Raw genomic sequence first — 19,168 nt, 5'->3', positions numbered from 1 at the left:
AGCGGGCTTTTTTATTGCCTGTAAATCTGACGTTTTCCCCCGTTACATCTTCAACGCTTCATCAACTGTCAGGCAGATGCTGCTTGATTTTGAGCTATTGCTCAAGTACCTTGCTGGCCTTGAGCGCTTGCTCAAAATCTATCTGAGGCACTTTTTATGTTCGTCAATAACCGCTGGCTGATACTTGCGATTGTCACCAGTACACTCTTTTTGATCATCATTGATATGACCGTGCTGTACACCGCTTTACCGCGTCTGACGCAGGCGCTGGGCGCCACGGCATCGGAAAAATTATGGATAGTGAATGCCTATCCGCTGGTGGTCGCCGGTCTGTTACCGGGCGCGGGAATGCTCAGTGACCGCATCGGACACAAAAATCTTTTTATGAGCGGGCTGCCGGTATTTGCGTTCGCTTCCCTGTGCGCGGCGTTTTCTGCCAGCGCTGAAATGCTGATCGCCTCCCGCGTTTTCCTGGCGATTGGCGCGGCGATGATGATGCCTGCGACGCTGGCAATTGTGCGCCACGTATTTACCAACGAACGTGAACGTGCGCTGGCGATCGGCATCTGGTCGGCGGTGGCTTCCGGCGCTGCGGCGCTCGGGCCAGTCATTGGCGGCGTGCTGCTGGAATATTTCTGGTGGGGCTCGGTGTTCCTGATCAACGTGCCGATTGTGCTGGCCGTTTTCCCGTTTGCACAGGCGCTGATCCCGCGCGGTGAAGGTAATAAACAACGTCCGTGTGATTTTGCCGGTTCTGCGCTGGTGATGGCGGGGCTGGTGGGCGTGATTTACGCGCTGAAAGAGCTGAGCCAGATTAATTCGTCGTGGCTGGTGATCATGGGTTCTGCGGCCGCAGGCGTCCTGTTCCTCGGTTTATTCGTCAGAAGACAAAAACGCGCAGTACAGCCGATGATCGACTTTTCACTGTTCCGCAACCGTGCGTTTGCCTGTGGCGTGGGCGTGGCGATCACCTCAATGATTGCGCTGATCGGTATCGAACTGGTGCTGAGCCAGCGGTTGCAGCTGGTGCTCGGACTGACGCCGTTTATGGCGGCGATGTTTATCCTGCCGATCCCGGTGGCGTCTGCGCTGGCCTCGCCTCTGGCGGGTATGCTGATCCCGCGTGTCGGTGTGCGCAAAATGATGCTCGGCGGCTTCGCGATATCTGCACTCGGCATCGTCATTCACGTCCTGGTCTACGACGGCAGCGCGGTGATACAGCTGATCAGTCTGTTTATTTTAGGTTTTGGCCTTGGTGGCGCAGTGACCGCAGCCTCGACGTCGATCATGCTCAACGCCCCGGAAGACAAGGCCGGAATGGTGGCCGCGATAGAAGATGTGTCGTGGGAAATGGGCGGCGTGCTCGGCGTGACCTTGCTGGGCGGCCTGATGACGGCGGTTTACAGCCGCAGCCTGACACTTCCGCAAGGACTGGTCAGCGGTGAAACGGCGTATGACAGTCTTGATGAAGCCTTGGCGCTCGCCGGGCATCTCAGTCCTGAGCATGCTTCGTTACTGACCAGTCTGGCTCGAACCGCATTTGATCAGGCGTTTCTGGCGGTGCTGATTTCTGCGGCTGTGCTGGTGATTACCAGCGTCGTGGTGCTGAAAATCGTGCTGCGTAAGTCCGTGGGCACACGCCAGGCTTCCTGATAAAATGCCGGTCTGAGCAACTGCTCAATGCCAGTACAGGATAAATTATGAAAGAAAACCGGGAAGCGTTAAGGGCTAAAATTCTTGACGGAGCCATCAGTCTCTTTATCGAAAAGGGGATTGAAAAAGTCACGACGCGCGAGCTGACGGAGTACGTCGGGATTTCCCGCAGCCACATTTATCATTATTTTCCTGACTGGCAGACGCTGTGCGTTGAAGCGCTGTCGGTGGTGATGATGGCGGAGCTGAAAGAGTTTTCCGCTGAAATTTCACCGCTTGAGCCCAAAGCAAAATTACACACGCTGGTGTGCAATTATCTGCCCGATACGCAGGGCGATATCTGGCAGTTGTATGGTTCGCTGTGGCAACTGGCGGCGCATAATGAGGCTTACGCCGAACTGGCGCGGCTGATGGTGCATAAGTGGCTGGCGCTGCTGGCCGACATTATCCGCGCCGGGATCGACAGCGGCGTGTTCCGCCCGACCGATGCCGGACGCGTTACCCGCCAGTTGTCTGCCATCATGAATGGCTATTCCGATCAGCTGATCGTCATGCCTTCCGCCGCAGCGCGTCAGGAAGCGATGGACGATATTCTCGATTTTATCGGGCGGGTGCTGGAGAAATAAAAAAGGGAGAGGGTATAGCAGAGTTGTCTGCTAAACCCCCTCCCAGCCTCCCCCTTCGCAGGGGGAGGAGCAAGGCAAACCGACCCTTAATCTCCCGATGCTGAGGAAGACAGCGCCCGGCTCCCTCCCCTGCGAAGGGGAGGGTTGGGGTGGGGTATTACAGCAATTTTAGGGAGTTGAAGCTTGCTTCGACATTGCGTGCACCAGCAAAATTCCTCCCAATCGTTTTCACTTAATGACTTCTCATTCCCGCCGCAAACATCAGCAGATGAAACACCGATGCCACAACAAATAACGCCAGCACGCTGCCGCCCCAGATGACGGCCATCCAGCCGACACGCTTTAAGAACGGGGCTTTAGTGATGTTGCTGTCATCCATTTTTCTGATGAGATTCATGATGCAATTCCTCAGTGATAACCCTGATCCGGTGTGACTTTCCCGCGGAACACGTAGTAGCTCCAGAAGGTGTACACCAGAATGATCGGGATGATGAACAGGGCGCCGACCAGAATAAAGCCCTGACTTTGCGGCGGTGAAGCCGCTTCCCAGATAGAAATGGACGGCGGAATGATGTTCGGCCAGATGCTGATCCCCAGACCGGTATAGCCGAGGAACACCAGCGCCAGCGTCAGCAGGAACGGCGCGTGATGCGCATTTTTGCTGATGGCGCGATACATCCACGCGGAGACCAGCACCACCAGCACCGGTACCGGCAGGAACCAGTAAAGATTAGGGCGCGAGAACCAGCGGGTGGCGATATCGCTGTGGGTCAGTGGCGTCCACAGGCTGACTGCAAGCGTCACCAGCAGGAATACCAGCAACAGGGGTTTAGCGATTTTGTGCATCGCTTCCTGCAATTCGCCTTCGGTTTTCATAATCAGCCAGGTGCAGCCGAGCAGGGCATAAGCCACCACCAGCGCAAAACCACAGAACAGCGTGAACGGCGTCAGCCAGTCCAGTGCGCCACCGGCATAAGTCCGGTTCACCACCGGAATTCCGTTGATCACCGCGCCCAGCACTACGCCCTGACAGAAGGTGGCGATCACCGAACCCCAGATGAAAGATTTGTCCCACACGTGACGTTTGGCCGGACTGGCTTTGAAACGAAATTCAAACGCCACACCCCGGAAAATCAGACCGAACAGCATCAGGGTCAGCGGGATAGTCAGTGCATCCAGAATCACCGAGTACGCCAGCGGGAATGCGCCATACAATGCCGCACCGCCGAGCACCAGCCAGGTTTCGTTGCCGTCCCAGACCGGCGCAACGGTGTTCATCATCACATCACGGTCGTGTTCTTTTTTCACCAGCGGGAATAGCAGGCCGATACCCAGGTCGAATCCGTCCATCACCACATACATCATCACGCCGAAGATGATGATCAAAAACCAGATCAGCGGTAAGTCGATACCCATTATCAAGCTCCCTTATTTTCGTCAGTCAGTGATTCTGAAATCGCAGACAGCGGACGCGCAGGCGTGCGGTGCTGGCCCGGACCACCGTGATCAACACTTTCACCTTCGTGCGCCTGCGGACCCTTGCGGATCAGACGCATCATGTAGCCGTAACCGACACCAAACACCGAACAGTAAATGACGATGAACAGGATCAGGCTGACGCTCATCTGGATGACGTTATGGTTAGATACCGCATCTTTGGTACGCAGCAGGCCATAAACTACCCACGGCTGACGCCCCATTTCCGTGGTGATCCAACCCGCCAGCAACGCCAGCAGACCGGAAGGCCCCATCAGGAAAGCAAAGCGCAGGAACGCTTTAGAGGTATACATTTTGCCGCCACGGCGCAGGATCAGGCTCAGCACCCCCAGCAAAATCATCAGCATGCCGAGACCGGCCATGATGCGGAAGGTATAGAAGATGACGGAAGAGTTCGGGCGGTCTTCTTTCGGGAAGGATTTCAGCGCCGGGATCTGATGCGTCAGGCTGTGCGTCAGGATCAGGCTGCCCAGATACGGGATTTCAATCGCGTAACGGGTTTCTTCACGGTTCATATCGGGATAGCCGATCAGCACCAGCGGGGAAGGTTTGTTGTCTTTATTTTCCCAGTGGCCTTCGATGGCCGCGATTTTAGCAGGCTGATATTTCAGGGTATTCAGGCCGTGCGCATCGCCCAGGAATGCCTGAATTGGCGAGACGATCAGCGCCATCCACATTGCCATCGACAACATGGTACGGATGGCTGGCGTATCGCGACCGCGCAGCAAATGCCATGCCGCAGCAGAACCCACGAAGAAGGCAGACGCCAGAAACGCGGCGGTAGTCATGTGCATTAAGCGGAACGGGAAGGACGGGTTGAAGATAACCTTCATCCAGCTGACCGGCACCACCAGGTTGTTAACAATCTCGTAGCCCTGCGGGGTTTGCATCCAGCTGTTGGAAGCGAGGATCCAGAACGTCGACATCAGTGTGCCGAGCGCCACCATGCAGGTAGAGAAGAAGTGCAGGCCCGGTCCGACGCGGTTCCAGCCGAACAGCATCACGCCGAGGAAGCCAGCTTCGAGGAAAAATGCAGTTAACACTTCGTACGTCAGCAGCGGACCGGTAATGCTGCCCGCGAATGACGAGAACATACTCCAGTTGGTGCCGAACTGGTAAGCCATCACCAGACCGGAGACCACGCCCATACCGAAGTTAACGGCAAAGATTTTCGACCAGAAATGATACAGGTCGCGATATGCCTCTTTTTTTGTTTTCAGCCACATGCCTTCCAGAACAGCCAGAAAACTGGCAAGCCCGATAGTAATAGCGGGAAAAATGATGTGAAAAGAGACGGTGAAGGCAAACTGGATCCGGGCCAGTTCTAGCGCATCAAGACCAAACATAACAACCTCTTTTGTGTGTCAGGTTACCCTTCCAAACAGCAATACCGGTACGGGAACCGGCGATGTATGACATTCGCAGGTGAAGTCATGAATGAAAGGGTGGGACTGCCGGGGTTTTGCGAGAAACCGATTTAAGCACATCGCGCGAAGGGATTAACAGGGACCGTTCCGTGGGGAAATTAGTCGCTGAAACACTTTCAGTACGGGTAAAAAGCAGGGGAGGGAAAACTAAATTCGGAGAAAAGCGGGGGAAGGGAATTAACCACAAAAAGTGAGAGGTCATGTTGTTGCATTGATCTGGATCAAAAAGTTGTGATGTTTTTCAAATGTAATTTCCCTGCATTCGGTAATGGCTTGTTGTGTGCAAAATTGGTAACAAGAAAGTTAAATTTGCAGGAGCGGCAGCGCATTCTTATTTTTAATGCAATGTAAATTTATGTCATCGGTTTTGGTGAAAAATGCAGCCGGAAGGTAATTTTTGTAGCATTTTTTTACATTTTAACGGAAGTCTGCCCGGGTGACTGAGGAAAAAAGACGCCCGCAGGCGTCAGGGTAATAAGCCTTCTATCAGCTCAAAAAAGGCATCTTCACTAAACGCCCGCTCTGGCCCGGTGAAGGGATTTGCAGGGCGCCATGTCCAGTCCCTGTTTTCGCCAGCACGCATAAACAACCGGCACAGGACAGTCACGCGACCCTGAACGCAAAGACTGGATTCCACACAGCCTGTGACGCCCTGGCCATATAAATAGACCGGCGTGAATTTCACCTGCCTGTCTTCATAAAACAGCCGTATACCCGGAACGCTGAATGATTTCCCGCCCATCAGACATTCAACCAGTGAGATAGTGGTGCCTTCGATCCGTATACCGGTGCCTTCCAGCCATTCTTCCATGTTTTCCTGCAGCAGGCTGATCCGCTGCCGGAACTCGGCGATATCCGCCTGACCTTTATTTTCAAAAGAGCCAGTGCGAGGCTGGCTGTCTTGTAATTTTTTTAGAAACCGTTCTTTTGCTGACATACTTCCTCTGTAATTTAAGATGGCTGACGTCCGCCGCCACAAACATCAGTTAGTGATCTGCCTGACCATTTTTTTCGGTTGTCGCCGGTAAGTTCTGGATGAGCAACACATACCTGTTCAGCAACTGCGTGAACTGGTTATCCAGTTGCATAATCCGCTGCGGGGATATGCCTTTTTGCTGTTGTTTATCCTGCGCCAGCTTGCGCAGCGATTCTTCGACTGGCGGCGAACTGTTCAGCGCCTGCTGGATGGCGAATACCGAGGATTTTAGCTGTGAGACGGTCATGTATTTACCGCGTTGTTCATCCAGCCCGTTGAGTTTGTCCGCCAGTTGCTGTAACTGCGTATTCGCCTGTTGCCAGCCATCGAGGTTTTCCAGCGGTATCGCACTGGCGTTAAGCTGCTGTGTCCAGTTTTTTGCCAGTTGTTGAGATGCGGGGTTATCCGGCCAGAGGATTTGCGCCTGTTTTACCAGTTGTGCTCCGGTGTCCTGTGCCCAGCGCGGTGGCAATGCTGCCAGCTGGCGTGTTTGCTGTTGGGTGGCGGCCAGAAATGCCGGTGCCTCGCGGTGGAGCATCTCAGCCTGTTGGTTCTTAAGTGTTTCCAGCGTCTGTGCGTTCAGCGATTTTGGTAATACCGGCAGCGTCGCCATCAGTTGCTCTGCCGTTTGCGGATGATAAAAAGCATCTATCCCGGCTTTAAAACCGGTACCGGCCAATGCCGTCACCACGATACCTGCGATAAACCCTTTCCACTGCACCGGACGTTTCACTGGCGAAGGCGGTGCAATCAACTGCGGTTCGGCAGGTCCGCTCTGCGCAACATACACCCATTGTTCACCGGGTTGCGCGGTCCACTCTTTTTCCGCTTTTTCTGCCGCTGCCGCCGGTAAAACGATTGCTGCATCGCTGGTCGCGTGCATATTCTCCAGCCTGACGGCAGTACCATGCATGAAACTAGTCAGTGCTTCCAGCTGGCTGACGTGTTTCAGTTCAAGGCGTTGCAACACATTGCAAAGCGAAGCGATCAGTTTTTCTGCCTGATAAATCTGCGATAAATCATGATATTCCAGTGACATACCGCGCAATATTTGCTGAAGACGCTGACTCAGACCCGAAAGAATTTCCATCCGCGCGTGCACCGGCTGCGGCCACAGTCCCGGCCACTGACGTGAAATTAATGCCTCGAGGATCGCCAGCCCTTCATTTAATCCCGGCATGCCCGCTAGCCGCGCTCTGGCCTGTGTGTACCAGGAGGCCGTTTGCAGCTCGATACCGTTTTGCTGGAACAGGTTCAGACACAGGTGTTCCACCTTTTTCCAGTCCACATCCGGACGCGCCGGATGGGTTAATTTGCTCAGTTCTTCGCGTAAAACCGCGTAATCAGCCAGCGCACGCGGGTCATCCCCGGTGCGCAACTGGCGTTCAATAGACATGGTTGTTTTCCTTAACTGACGTAATTCTGCTGTTTCATATGGCGCATCAGCACGCGGCCTTCCGGCATAAACTCGGTACCGAATCGCACTAAGCCAAGCTCTTTCAGTTCGGCGTCAATGGCGTATTCGAGATGTCCGGGGCTGGACTGGGGCAATAAAATAACGTGCAGTTTTTTGATGCGTGGCTCGTATTTCAGCAAGGTCTCTGACAAGACATCCAGGAGTGAATGCGCCGTACCGGGCATTCCTTGCAGGATTTTGCTCATGTCCGGCAGACCGTAATCCGGCAGATGGGTAAGCGTTCCGGCTCGGCAATTGAGGATGCGCTGCATGTTGTCGAGTACGGAGAGGATCACCTGATTTTCTTCGCTGACGTTGTGCAGATCGAGGCCGCCAGCAAAGTTGCCGAGCAGCATTTCGTAAAGTGAGGGTTGCGACATATCACTTATCCTTCAGTGGCAGCAGTTTCATTCCCTGATTATTCAGTTCGATCTGGCGCGCCTTTTCCGGATCCAGATCGTTACGGCTTAGCACGATACGCCAGGTATTGTTGGTAATATCCGGTGAAAGGAACATACCCGCGACCGCCACAAACTGTGCTTTTTCATTCATCGGCACGTCGATAGTCACTGCTGCCCCCGGAAGAACCCGGATATCTTTTTGCTCCAGCAGATCGGCTTTTATCGCCTGACTGTCTTCAGTAAACAGCGACGGATAATCGGTATCGTCAAAGACTTTTCTGTCTTTCAGCTGATAGATACGCACCACCGTTGAAAGCGGAGCGCCGCTGGCATTGTTGTTGATAGCGTCGCGTGCTGTGATATCCAGATGCAGCGTTTTCACCTGCTTGTAAAAAATGGATTTGGTCACAGCAACCGTACCGTCGCTGACTTTCTGGGTCAGCCCGCATCCGCTCAGGGTCGTTACCATTGCCAGCATCAGTAATGTAAAACGGGTTTTACCAGCGGTAGTCGCCATATTCATCAGTTTCCCTTCTGTGAAGATTTTCCTGAACGCGCTGATAGCGGCCCAGATTAATAGTGATCATTTCAGTTTTATTTTGGGGTGCAGACGTAATCCTTAACCTGCGCATCACTGCGGTTCTTCCCAGCAGCACACCGGATTTTTCCGGGCGGCAGGAAAGCTTTGCATCGGGCAGCAGCGCGCGTGACACCGACAGTTGTAAACGGACGTGCAACCGGGAGCCGAGATACACCTGCAACAACGCCAGCAAATCGGTGTAAAGCTGGCCACCCGGAAGCCATTCACGGGCTTCATCCGGATTTTCAGTTTTCAGTTTCAGCAAAACCTGACAGTTCACATCGACGGTCTGGCGCCCCATCACCGGGCTGCTGCTCATACTGACCGGCGCGCTGGCGAGAAAGTCGCTCAGGACGTGATTGGTACGATGGGGCGTATTAACAGCAGTTCGAAAAAAATCGAAGATATTACAGGTGTGATCAATAGTATCGCTTTCCAGACAAACATTCTGGCGCTCAATGCCGCTGTTGAAGCGGCACGCGCGGGTGAGCAGGGGCGTGGATTTGCAGTGGTGGCCAGTGAAGTGCGCAGTCTGGCGCAGCGCAGCGCCATGGCAGCAAAAGAAATCGAAAGTCTGATTTCTGAATCGGTGGCGAATATTCGCGAAGGTTCGGATGAGGTCTCGCGCACCGGCGATTCCATTTCAGCGATCATTTCCTCTGTCACTCAGATTAATATATTAATGGAACATATCTCGATAGCCTCTGATGAACAAAGCCGCGGGATTAGCCAGATTGAACAGGCGGTGACAGAAATTGATGGCGTGACGCAACAAAACGCAGCGCTGGTTCAGGAATCAGCTGCCGCAGCGGCCTCGCTGGAAGAACAGGTTCTTCATCTGACCCGCTCAGTATCAGCTTTCAGATTGGCAACAGTGTAATCAGATCGTTGTAATGACATAGCTTATTGAAATAGATGCGGTGATTAGCCGCCTCTATTTTACTCAATAACGTTACCGGAACACCCCCACGGCTTCAACCAGACGGTCGGCCTGTTGCTTCAGACCTGAAGAAGCATTGGCACCTTCCTGAACCTGAATTGAATTTTGATGTGTGATGCGGTCCAGTTCTTCAATGGCTTTAGCAATATCCAGTAATCCCTGATTTTGTTCGCCAGTGGCACTTCGGATTTGCCCGATCAGTGACGTCACATTTCGCACCTGAGAGACGATGTCGGCCATCGTTTTCCCTGCCTGATCAACCTGCTTCGATCCCGACACTACCGTTTCCACACTGCTGTCGATCAGGCGTTTGATTTCGCTGGCTGCGCTGGCACTTCGTTGCGCCAGGCTGCGCACTTCTCCGGCAACCACGGCGAAGCCTTTGCCTTGTTCACCCGCGCGAGCCGCTTCAACAGCGGCATTGAGCGCCAGAATGTTCGTCTGGAAAGCGATGCCATCAATAACATTGGTGATGGTGGCAATTTGTCGCGAACTGCCGGTGATTTCCTGCATAGTGCCGACAACTTCCTGCATAGCATTGCTGCCTTTTTCTGCCGCCGCACTTGCTATCAGTGAAAGTTTGTCGGCTTCGGCTGCCGTCTGTGTGTTGCTTTCAACTGTCGTGCTCATCTCATTCATTGCTGCAGCAGTTTGTCCAACGTTAGCGGCAGTTTGTTCAGTACGTTGACTCAGGGCTTCATTACCATTCGCCAGTGACTCACTGGCCGTGCGGACTTTGTGCGCCTGGTCGTTGACATCATCCACCATCCAACGGCAAATCAATCCGAGCTGGCCAACAGATCGTAACGTCATACCAATTTCATCGACCCGCTCCATTGGCGTGATCGTATGACTCGCGCCGCTGGCAACACGCAAGGTCTGACTGCAAAGCTGTTCGACCGGGCGGGTAATCTGCCATTCCATCCAGAAATTCAGCAACAGAATGAAAAATGCATTGAGTGCCAATGCGGTATTCATCTGTATCACGGGCAGGGTAGTCAGCGCAGAAATGACGAGTGAGTTAAGGACGAGTAAAACCAGCAAACCGCTGCGGATCCGCCAGCGCACAGAAAGTGTTTTTAAAATAGAAAAACTGCGGGTAATGCCGGTACGGATCAACAACCCCCGATGCAAGCGGCGGTTGTTCAGTTCGCCGCGATTCATTTTGTCATAAAGCGCCTGGGTCGCATTAATCTCTGCAGTAGTCGGTTTGGTGCGGACAGAAAGGTAACCTTTGGTTTTACCACCACGAATGATCGGTACGACGTTGGCACGAACCCAATAATGATCGCCATTGCTGCGGCGGTTTTTCACCAGTGCTGTCCAGGGGAAACCCTGTTGTAATGTAGCCCACATATCTTTGAATGCCGAAGGAGGCGCGCACAACATTGTGAGGCTGCCCGATAATATCTTCACTGGCAAAACCGCTAACTTCTATAAATGCATCGTTGGCGTAGGTAATACGGCTTTCGGCATCTGTCGTTGACATCAATGTTGCGTCGTCAGGGTATTGATATTCCCGTTGTGATATTGGCTGATTATTGCGCATAGTGACATTTCCATGGCCAGACTGCGGTTTAAGTGAGATTAAGGATCCTTAACTATTAACATTTCGGCATAAGCAAAATTTTCTTTAGGGAAACATGACGTTATTTATGACGACAATCGTTATTAGGGCGAATGCATACGGGTGAAAACGTCGATTTTTTCGCCAATCCATAACGTATAACGAAGATATGAGTAAAAAATATGCGTTATATCATTATGTCTGTCGATTTTATGAACAACACACAACGGCTGGCTCACCATAATTCCCCTTCATAATCGCTCTATTTTTCGTTATTAGTGATCTGTGTGACTCCAGACTTAATAGGTCTGGAGTCATAAACCTTTTGCCTAAGATCCTCAGGCTTGTTATAACTCCGGCCTGTGATTTTTGAGGTGAATTGGGCAGATGAGTAAGATCGGATCCGTAACAATAGTCGAAGGAGATTTTGCTGCCGGAAATGTTGGTCAGCATGTTTTGGCTTATCTGCAGAATGTGAAAATGACACCGCTTGCCAAACTGGATGATTTTGATGAGGAGGGCAATGCGACGGTCGGGCAGGTGATCAATATCTGGATCCGGCTTTCACTGATCCTGACACGACGTCGGCCAGAAATTGCTGTTTCATCCCTGATGAAACATGTGTTGCCAGTGATCGGCGAAGTGCCTCTGAATAAAATCACCCGTTTACGACTGAACCGTTTGTTTAATGTACTGCTGGCGGACGGGAAAGTTTCAGAAGCAAAACGGGTATTCGCGCTTTGTAAGCAATTTTTTGGCTGGGCAGAAACCCAGGGATATCTGGCACATTCGCCACTAAGTACCATGAAGCGCCGCGACGTCGGCGGTCGGAATACCCCGCCACGCGAACGAACGTTAACCGATGCTGAAATCTGGGTTTTCTGGCATGGCCTTGATTTATGGGATATTTCTGAACAATGTCGCTGGGCATTGCGGTTGTGCCTGCTGACTGCACGACGACCAGATGAAGTGGTGCGCGCCAGAAAAGATGAGTTTCATTTGCAGATCGGCATCTGGCGACAGGGTACGCGAAATAAATCGGCCCGTGATCACAGCCTGCCGCTGACGCCATTAATGATCACCTGCATCAATGCTCTTCTATCAGCCAGTCCGAAACACAGTCCCTGGCTGGTGCCTTCACCGCTCGATGCACAAAGGCCGTTATCACGCGGTGCGGTGACACAGGTTATACGCCGCCTGCTACGCGCGGAACGGGGGCCGGGGATTGATGCTTTTACCACCCGCGATTTACGCCGTACGGCGCGTTCCAAGTTATCCTCCCTGAATGTGCCGAATGATGTTGCGCGCAAAATTATGAATCATTCGCTTGAAGGGATCGACCGTGTTTATGACACTCACGATTATCTGCCGCAGATGAAACAGGCGCTGGAAGCATTTTCTGACAATATTCAGGGCATCATTGATGCACCAGATTACTACGATTTACGTCATCATTTTGAGGGCGAATCTCTGCATGTTCGTGAAAGTTCGCTGTTGTTTATGGAGAGATAGCGAGCATAGGCCCGATTTTAAGGTTATGTTAATGTCTGACGATTGAGAATATAAAGCCGGTAAAAACCAGACCGGGAATAAGCCAAAGATGTGACCTGCTACAATTGTGTATTGATTTGGCAACGCAAGAAGACAGAGGACTAATAATGCTTTCAACACAAAACAAGGCTATCGGGTTGCCAGAACCGACGCAGACCATTTTGCTAAGCACCGGAACAGCGGAAGAAAAACGTCAGGAAATTCGCGATTATTTCATTCAAACCTGGGAGCTGTACGAGAGCCTGTTTGATTGTCTCGCGGATGAAAGAGCCTATTTCAATAAGGCAATTTCGCTTCGCCACCCGCTGATTTTTTATTTCGGTCATACCGCCACTTTTTATATTAATAAGCTGATGGCTGCAGGGCTGATTCCTCAACGTGTTGATTCACACATCGAAGCGATGCTGGCGATCGGTGTGGATGAAATGAGCTGGGATGATCTCGACGATCAGAACTATAACTGGCCATCTGTTGTTAACTTGCGTCAATACCGCGACAAAGTACGTGAAGAAGTGCTCGGTATTATTGACACCATGGCGCTGAGTTTACCCATCGGATGGGACAGCCCTGCCTGGGTGATTCTGATGGGCATTGAACATGAGCGCATTCATCTGGAAACATCCAGTGTATTGATCCGTCAGTTGCCGGTGGAATGGGTTAAGCCACAATCTCACTGGCCTGTGTGTGGAATCGCCCGTCATGACCGCAACAGCGTACCTGATAACACTATGCTGGCGGTGAAAGGTGACATTGTCACGTTGGGTAAGCAGGATGATACCTACGGCTGGGATAACGAATACGGCACATCTCAACAGAAAATTCAGGCATTTAGTGCCAGTAAGATGCTGGTCAGTAACGCTGAATTTTATACTTTTATACAGGCGGACGGCTATCACGATGCCCAGTGGTGGGATGAGGAAGGGCTTGGCTGGCGGGATTTTGCGCGGGCTGAAATGCCCACTTTCTGGGTGGGTTCGCCCCGCGAACCTGAACGGCTGAAACTTCGCCTGATGACTGAAGAAGTACCGATGCCATGGGACTGGCCTGCTGAAGTTAATCAACTGGAAGCGGCAGCATTCTGTCGCTGGAAAGCGGCGCAGACCGGTGAATCAGTACAGTTGCCGACCGAAGCTGAATGGATGATTCTGCGTAATCAGGTGCAGGGTGATCAGCCAGACTGGGAAACAGCACCGGGAAATATCAACCTCGCATGGTGGGCATCATCCTGTCCGGTTGATCATTTCGAACAAGGTGATTTTTATGATGTTGTGGGGAATGTCTGGCAATGGGCGTCTACGCCGATCAGTGGATTTGACGGCTTTCGTGTTCATCCTTTATATGATGATTTTTCGACGCCAACATTCGATGGTAAACATTCCATGATCAAAGGCGGAAGCTGGATTTCAACGGGCAATGAAGCGCTAAAATCTTCGCGTTATGCTTTCCGTCGCCACTTTTTCCAGCATGCCGGTTTCCGCTATGTGATTTCCAGCCATCAGGAAGTGGTGAAAGTGAATCCTTATGAAACTGACGGGCTGGTGGCGCAGTATCTTGATTTCCAGTACGGTCCGCGTCATTTCGACGTAACGAATTATGCGGTTCAACTGGTTGATATTGCAGTTGAAAATACAGTTAATCGTGGCAGGGCGCTGGATATCGGGTGTGCTACGGGGCGTGCCAGTTTTGAACTTGCGCGTCATTTCGACTCTGTGGTTGGAATGGATTATTCCGCGCGATTTATTGATGTCGCTCTGGCTCTGGCACGCGGTGAAGCCYGTCGGTATGTAATCCCGGAGCAGGGAGAACTGGTGGATTATTGCCAGGCTTCGCTCGCTGATGTCAATATCTCAGCAGAGCAGACAGTGCKGGTGAATTTTGTGCAGGGTGATGCCTGTAATCTGAAGCCGCAGGCGGAATTATACGATCTGGTCCTGGCGGCTAATTTGCTGGATCGACTGCGTGAACCTGCACGTTTTCTGACAGATATTACGCCAATGATTCGTTCTGGCGGCTTACTCATGCTTTCTTCACCTTACACCTGGCTCGAAGAGTTTACACCGAAAGAGCACTGGCTGGGCGGGTTCCGGGAAAATGGTGAAGCTGTTACGACGCATCAGGCTTTGAAACGTTTGCTGGCGAATGAATTTGAAGAGGTTAGGAAACCGACAGATGTTCCGTTTGTGATCCGTGAAACGGCGAGGAAATTCCAGCATACCGTAGCGGAAGTTACACTGTGGCGTAAGCGGTAAATTCTCTATTTCTGAAAGAGGTTAATGGTCGCTTATGCGGCCATTTTTTTATCCGTGCTGATGGAGGCTGGTCAATAAATCTAAGACACGTTCGTCCTGAAGAAATACAGAAGACACTTTTGGTTAAGTTTTTGGTGTTTTTGATTTATCTGGCATATGTATGTTGTAACTAAAATTGGGCTCGTATGATCTTATGGCTTGGTAATGAAAAAAGGGGGGAACGGTAAAAATTATGAATTCAGGCGTTGCAGAATAGCAAATGCCGGACACAAAGGTCCGGCATGACAAAACCCGCTACTTATTTCTCTGCCGGACCACAACCCCCGATCATTTTAGAAATTGAAATCGCAGGGTGCAGCAAATAAGTATAGTCACAATTTTTCTCTTTATTAAAAACGCTACCGGTACAGCCTGAAAGTGTCGTAACTACCGCAGCGAGGAGAGCTAACTTAAATAAGTTTTTCATATAAATTCCTTTTTAAAATAGATGATTATGTATATAGGCCGTCATTTTAAATTCAGGCAAACGCGAATATACGCTTAACATCAATAACAGGCAAATAAATACCCATCACTGCGCATTTTTAATATTACCCTGCCTTGCTTTATTTTAAGATATTCATTATTAATATGTTTATAAACTTAATGATGTCGGTAATTTTCCGAGAGATTAATATTCATCAGATATATAATTAATGCATAATGTGACCATTTTTTTAAACACTCAATAGTCAAAAGGCTTCTTTCACAGGTCATTTAATGACAAACTGCCGCTACTTAGCCGCCGGAATGAACGTTGTCTGATGAAAGCTCCCTTCTGCCTCTGCTTGCTTATGCTGTTCACCGCTACTGTTTTAGCTGCCCCTGAAAAAGGCCTCACCGAAGCACAGTGCGTCGCCTTAAAAAATGTGCATATCAATGCAGACGCAATCGGGCTTCCGACAAGGGGGGCGCGGGTCACCACAGTGGCAATGGCGGGCCATCCGGGTAATCAACATTGCAAGATTGAAGGGCAGATCAGGCCCGTCGATCTCAACGCGCCCGATATTAATTTTCAGCTTTACCTGCCACTTGACTGGAATGGTAAAGCCCTGCAACTGGGTGGCAGTGGTTTTGACGGCGCGATTAAAGACGCTGATACAGCACGTCTGGCGCCGGCAGCAACACCTGGCGCAATAAAGCAAGGTTATGCCACGTTTGGCAGTGATTCAGGCCATCAGGGCGGAGTATCCGATGCTTCCTTTACCCTTAACGGGGAAGCCTGGGATAACTTTGCCGGTGCGCAAATCAAGAAAACACACGATGTGGCCGTTGCCTTGATCCAACAGGCTTATGGTCGAAAACCTGCTCACATGTATTTTCAGGGTAATTCGCAAGGCGGCCACGAAGCGCTTGCGGCGATCCAGCGTTTCCCGCTTGACTATGACGGCGCGATTGCCATTCATCCGGTGTATAACGTCGTTGAACTGCACATGGCCGGGATCAGTATCGGGAAGGCAATCTACAACACGCCGGGCGCGTGGATTTCGCCGGCCAAAGCCGCACTGATTGCCAATGCCGTTACCGGTGCCTGTGACAAACTGGATGGTCTGGCTGATGGTGTAGTCGCCAATCCGGATGCCTGCAGTTCGACATTTAAACTGGCTCATCTGCGCTGCCCGGATGGGAAAGATATGGGCGCCAACTGCCTTTCAGATACGCAAATCGCGCTGGTCCAGATGCTTAATAAACCGGTGCCTCTGGGTGTCAACCTGCTAACTGGCGATCACTTTGCCCCATGGCCAATTTTACGTGGTGCAGACGCTTCTGCGTTGGTCAGTGTTTTTGGTTCCGGTGCAAACAAGCCAAAACCAGAAGCCAGTAATATCATTATTTCATTCCCTTACATGATGGGCGATCAAGCTGTCCGCTACGAAGTGATGCGAGATGCAAATTACGACTCTCTTCAGTTTAATCCCGCAGCCCATGAGACGAGGCTGAAAGAACTGGCGGCACAAATCGATAATGATAGTGCCGATATTCACACTTTTGTGCAGCATGGAGGCAAACTTTTACTGATGCATGGCACGGCGGATATGGCTGTTCCGCCGGGAAACACCGTAGCGTATTACGAGAAGCTGAAAGCTGAATTTGGTGAGCAAGAACTTCATCAGTTTGCCCGTTTCTACCTGGCACCGGGTTTCACGCACAGCAGCGGGGCATATCGGGTGAGTTGGGATTCATTAGGAGCCCTGGATAAATGGGTTGTTCATGGGATAGATCCGGGTCAGCAAGTGATGATTGATACAAACAAAGCAACTGCCGGGCGCGAAATGCCGTTGTGTGATTATCCGTTATTCCCACGATACAACGGACAGGGTGACACGAAAATGGCCTCCAGTTTTACCTGTTCCGCCAGATAATATTTCTCATATTCACTTTTCTGCCTGCCTCGGCGGGTATGCTTTTACAGGAGATTGCAAGTCATTTACCTATATAAATTCACAGGTGAATGAGCGTTCTCAAATAACTTGAACATCCGTTCAAGTCTTGGCATTATCCTCAGCTATCTACTTTTCTTCGGTTACTCCTGTGGCTTATCTGTGTAAAGCAGCATGGATGCCATGTCACGCCTGGAAACGCTCGGGCTGAGCGCAGGCTGTGCAGAATACAATCTTAACCGCGCCATCGAAAATGAGCTTTACGCCTGCCGAACGGTATGTGAGGAAACCTCTGATGTTTAAAAAACGTTAGCCAGAGCGCGGATGCCATTGTAGTGCATATGATTTCAAAATCTGTCGCGTCCTAATCACGCGACTTTATTGCAGCACAGGGAGTTCATTTTGCAGAGCGAACAAAAACCTGATTTTCATGATGATTTGATCAAAGAGTTACTCGACTGGATCGAAGTCAACTTAAGTGATCGTCTGACCATGGAAAAAGCCTCAAAAAAAACCGGCTATTCACCATGGTATCTTCAGCGTTTGTTTAAAAGTAAAACGGGTTACGCACTAGGTAAATACATTCGTGACCGCCGTCTCACGATGGCTGCTATCGCGTTGCGTCTGACCAATATGCCCATCCTCGATATTTCGTTGTACTACTCGTACGATTCGCAGCAAACGTTCACCCGATCGTTCAAGAAGAATTTCGCCGAAACTCCCGGTACGTATCGCCGCAATGCATCATGGACCATGAACGGGATCACCGCGCCGCTTACCGTCGATGAGTTTCCGCAGCCGGAATATGAAATCGTAGAGTTACCGGTGATGGCGTTTGAAGGGGAGACGATCTCGCATTCTTACCCCATTGAAGCCTTATTCAACAGTAAGAATCACGTTCACCGCGCGGAGTTGCTGCGTTATCTGGAAACACCGGAATCTCTACAGGCACCGGTCTGGGGATTGTCGGACTGCCGGCCTGATACGAATGATGAAGTGGCGAATGCGTTGCAGATGGATTACACCGTGGCACATCAGGTACACACCAGCGACAGCCACAACATCCTGGTTCCGGCCAGCCGTTATCTGAAGATCAACTATCCGTACGATCTTAGCCGGTTGAACGATTTTATTCTTTATCTGTATTCTGTGTTTTTGCCTACGCTGGGTCTTGAATTTATTATGCAACCGGACCTGGAGAAGTACTCGCGTGAATCTGCGCTTAAAGGCGTGACCTGCGAATACTATATTCCGCTGGCCACGCAGTGATCAGGTAGAAAAGAGAAACAAAAAAGCCCCTCGTTATGAGAGGCCTGACGGGCGGGAAAGGGGATCAGTTGAACACCATACCGCCGTCGATCAGCAAAGCCTGACCCGTCATGTAATCAGAATCCGGCCCGGCCAGATAAGAAACGCAAGCCGCGACATCTTCCGGCTCAGAAAGGCGTTTCAGCGTAATATTCTTGGCGAATTCTTGTGTACCATAGCCCGCCGGTTTTCCGGCTGCCGCTGACACCTGACGGTCTATTTCTTCCCACATCGGCGTTTTCACAATCCCAGGACAGTAGGCATTGACAGTAATACCCAGCGAGGCCAGGTCACGCGCTGCAGTTTGTGTCAGCCCGCGCACCGCAAATTTACTCGAACTGTAGATCGCCAGTTCAGGGTTACCCACATGCCCGGCCTGTGATGACGCATTAATAATTTTGCCGCCATGCCCTTGTGACTTGAACGCTTTGACCGCCGCCTGAATGCCCCAAATGACACCTTTCACGTTGATATTATAAACTTTATCGACGATTTCCGGGGTGATGTCTTCAATCAG

Annotated in this window: 15 protein-coding genes and 3 pseudogenes; 7 read left to right on the top strand and 11 right to left on the bottom strand. The window is 51.2% G+C overall.

Annotated elements, in window-relative coordinates; genetic code table 11:
- Positions 1-156 precede the first annotated feature (156 nt).
- Positions 157-1,653 carry an MFS transporter gene (locus AC1DUO_RS13140; protein WP_119262410.1) on the top strand — a complete coding sequence of 499 codons (1,497 nt, stop codon included), beginning with the start codon at positions 157-159 and terminating at the stop codon, positions 1,651-1,653.
- Between the two features lie 47 nt (positions 1,654-1,700).
- Positions 1,701-2,279 (top strand): TetR/AcrR family transcriptional regulator, encoded by a 579-nt coding sequence (locus tag AC1DUO_RS13135; RefSeq protein WP_013577858.1) that lies wholly within the window; start codon positions 1,701-1,703, stop codon positions 2,277-2,279.
- 232 nt (positions 2,280-2,511) lie between these two features.
- Here the strand turns inward: AC1DUO_RS13135 and AC1DUO_RS13130 are convergent, their stop codons facing one another.
- From AC1DUO_RS13130 to AC1DUO_RS13095, 8 genes and pseudogenes are all read right to left on the bottom strand, one after another.
- A complete protein-coding gene (locus AC1DUO_RS13130) occupies positions 2,512-2,676 on the bottom strand; it encodes a DUF2474 domain-containing protein (RefSeq protein WP_013577857.1) in 165 nt (54 codons plus the stop codon).
- A gap of 11 nt (positions 2,677-2,687) precedes the next feature.
- Positions 2,688-3,695, bottom strand: a complete 1,008-nt coding sequence (gene cydB / locus AC1DUO_RS13125) for a cytochrome d ubiquinol oxidase subunit II (RefSeq protein WP_013577856.1) — start codon at positions 3,693-3,695, stop codon at positions 2,688-2,690.
- Positions 3,696-3,697: 2 nt separating this feature from the next.
- Entirely contained in the window at positions 3,698-5,122 is a 1,425-nt protein-coding gene (locus AC1DUO_RS13120; protein WP_013577855.1) for a cytochrome ubiquinol oxidase subunit I, read from the bottom strand.
- Positions 5,123-5,669: 547 nt separating this feature from the next.
- Entirely contained in the window at positions 5,670-6,140 is a 471-nt protein-coding gene (locus AC1DUO_RS13115; protein WP_119262411.1) for a hypothetical protein, read from the bottom strand.
- Positions 6,141-6,189: 49 nt separating this feature from the next.
- The gene (locus AC1DUO_RS13110; RefSeq protein WP_119262412.1) at positions 6,190-7,575 is read right to left on the bottom strand and encodes a VasL domain-containing protein; all 1,386 of its coding nucleotides are present in this window, start codon (positions 7,573-7,575) and stop codon (positions 6,190-6,192) included.
- An 11-nt stretch (positions 7,576-7,586) separates the two neighbouring features.
- Positions 7,587-8,024 carry a type VI secretion system baseplate subunit TssE gene (gene tssE, locus AC1DUO_RS13105; RefSeq protein ID WP_037033085.1) on the bottom strand — a complete coding sequence of 146 codons (438 nt, stop codon included), beginning with the start codon at positions 8,022-8,024 and terminating at the stop codon, positions 7,587-7,589.
- Complete coding sequence (gene tssJ / locus AC1DUO_RS13100) at positions 8,017-8,553, bottom strand: type VI secretion system lipoprotein TssJ (protein WP_276145821.1); 537 nt, start codon at positions 8,551-8,553, stop codon at positions 8,017-8,019. Before tssJ ends, tssE begins: the two co-directional genes overlap by 8 nt.
- A pseudogene (locus tag AC1DUO_RS13095) lies at positions 8,534-8,953 on the bottom strand (type VI secretion system baseplate subunit TssG); the annotation flags it as partial. The pseudogene AC1DUO_RS13095 and the gene tssJ, both read right to left, overlap by 20 nt.
- Between AC1DUO_RS13095 and AC1DUO_RS13090 the strand changes: the two are divergent.
- Positions 8,951-9,496, top strand: a pseudogene (locus AC1DUO_RS13090) (methyl-accepting chemotaxis protein); the annotation flags it as partial. The pseudogenes AC1DUO_RS13095 and AC1DUO_RS13090 sit on opposite strands and share 3 nt — an antisense overlap.
- A gap of 72 nt (positions 9,497-9,568) precedes the next feature.
- Here the strand turns inward: AC1DUO_RS13090 and AC1DUO_RS13085 are convergent.
- Positions 9,569-11,105, bottom strand: a pseudogene (locus AC1DUO_RS13085) (methyl-accepting chemotaxis protein).
- A 405-nt stretch (positions 11,106-11,510) separates the two neighbouring features.
- Here AC1DUO_RS13085 and AC1DUO_RS13080 point away from each other — a divergent pair.
- Together AC1DUO_RS13080 and ovoA are read left to right on the top strand one after the other, a co-directional pair.
- Positions 11,511-12,635 (top strand): tyrosine-type recombinase/integrase, encoded by a 1,125-nt coding sequence (locus tag AC1DUO_RS13080; protein WP_119262433.1) that lies wholly within the window; start codon positions 11,511-11,513, stop codon positions 12,633-12,635.
- A gap of 146 nt (positions 12,636-12,781) precedes the next feature.
- Positions 12,782-14,923, top strand: coding sequence for a 5-histidylcysteine sulfoxide synthase (gene ovoA / locus AC1DUO_RS13075; protein ID WP_477987567.1), 2,142 nt, complete (start codon positions 12,782-12,784; stop codon positions 14,921-14,923).
- 298 nt (positions 14,924-15,221) lie between these two features.
- Here the strand turns inward: ovoA and AC1DUO_RS13070 are convergent, their stop codons facing one another.
- Positions 15,222-15,389 carry a YhfL family protein gene (locus tag AC1DUO_RS13070; protein WP_013577820.1) on the bottom strand — a complete coding sequence of 56 codons (168 nt, stop codon included), beginning with the start codon at positions 15,387-15,389 and terminating at the stop codon, positions 15,222-15,224.
- A gap of 505 nt (positions 15,390-15,894) precedes the next feature.
- Between AC1DUO_RS13070 and AC1DUO_RS13065 the strand changes: the two genes are divergently transcribed.
- Both AC1DUO_RS13065 and AC1DUO_RS13060 read left to right on the top strand, forming a co-directional pair.
- Complete coding sequence (locus tag AC1DUO_RS13065) at positions 15,895-17,325, top strand: tannase/feruloyl esterase family alpha/beta hydrolase (protein ID WP_240433062.1); 1,431 nt, start codon at positions 15,895-15,897, stop codon at positions 17,323-17,325.
- A gap of 420 nt (positions 17,326-17,745) precedes the next feature.
- The gene (locus AC1DUO_RS13060; protein WP_477987565.1) at positions 17,746-18,612 is read left to right on the top strand and encodes a helix-turn-helix domain-containing protein; all 867 of its coding nucleotides are present in this window, start codon (positions 17,746-17,748) and stop codon (positions 18,610-18,612) included.
- A gap of 64 nt (positions 18,613-18,676) precedes the next feature.
- Here the strand turns inward: AC1DUO_RS13060 and AC1DUO_RS13055 are convergent.
- Positions 18,677-19,168, bottom strand: a 492-nt coding sequence (locus AC1DUO_RS13055; protein WP_477987563.1) for an SDR family oxidoreductase, incomplete at its 5' end; no start/stop codon positions are given.

This window comes from Rahnella sp. P4_A8 (genome assembly GCF_056402435.1).
The sequence above is the reverse complement of the archived record's forward strand: the minus strand, read 5'-3'. Positions and strand labels throughout refer to the sequence as shown.

What these genes read in the sequence shown, in the direction of transcription:
- AC1DUO_RS13140 (WP_119262410.1), top strand. Translation starts at nt 157, where the DNA reads ATGTTCGTCAATAACCGCTGGCTGATACTTGCGATTGTCACCAGTACA.
- AC1DUO_RS13135 (WP_013577858.1), top strand. Translation starts at nt 1,701, where the DNA reads ATGAAAGAAAACCGGGAAGCGTTAAGGGCTAAAATTCTTGACGGAGCC.
- AC1DUO_RS13130 (WP_013577857.1), bottom strand. Translation starts at nt 2,676, where the DNA reads ATGAATCTCATCAGAAAAATGGATGACAGCAACATCACTAAAGCCCCG.
- cydB (WP_013577856.1), bottom strand. Translation starts at nt 3,695, where the DNA reads ATGGGTATCGACTTACCGCTGATCTGGTTTTTGATCATCATCTTCGGC.
- AC1DUO_RS13120 (WP_013577855.1), bottom strand. Translation starts at nt 5,122, where the DNA reads ATGTTTGGTCTTGATGCGCTAGAACTGGCCCGGATCCAGTTTGCCTTC.
- AC1DUO_RS13115 (WP_119262411.1), bottom strand. Translation starts at nt 6,140, where the DNA reads ATGTCAGCAAAAGAACGGTTTCTAAAAAAATTACAAGACAGCCAGCCT.
- AC1DUO_RS13110 (WP_119262412.1), bottom strand. Translation starts at nt 7,575, where the DNA reads ATGTCTATTGAACGCCAGTTGCGCACCGGGGATGACCCGCGTGCGCTG.
- tssJ (WP_276145821.1), bottom strand. Translation starts at nt 8,553, where the DNA reads ATGGCGACTACCGCTGGTAAAACCCGTTTTACATTACTGATGCTGGCA.
- AC1DUO_RS13080 (WP_119262433.1), top strand. Translation starts at nt 11,511, where the DNA reads ATGAGTAAGATCGGATCCGTAACAATAGTCGAAGGAGATTTTGCTGCC.
- AC1DUO_RS13070 (WP_013577820.1), bottom strand. Translation starts at nt 15,389, where the DNA reads ATGAAAAACTTATTTAAGTTAGCTCTCCTCGCTGCGGTAGTTACGACA.
- AC1DUO_RS13065 (WP_240433062.1), top strand. Translation starts at nt 15,895, where the DNA reads ATGGCGGGCCATCCGGGTAATCAACATTGCAAGATTGAAGGGCAGATC.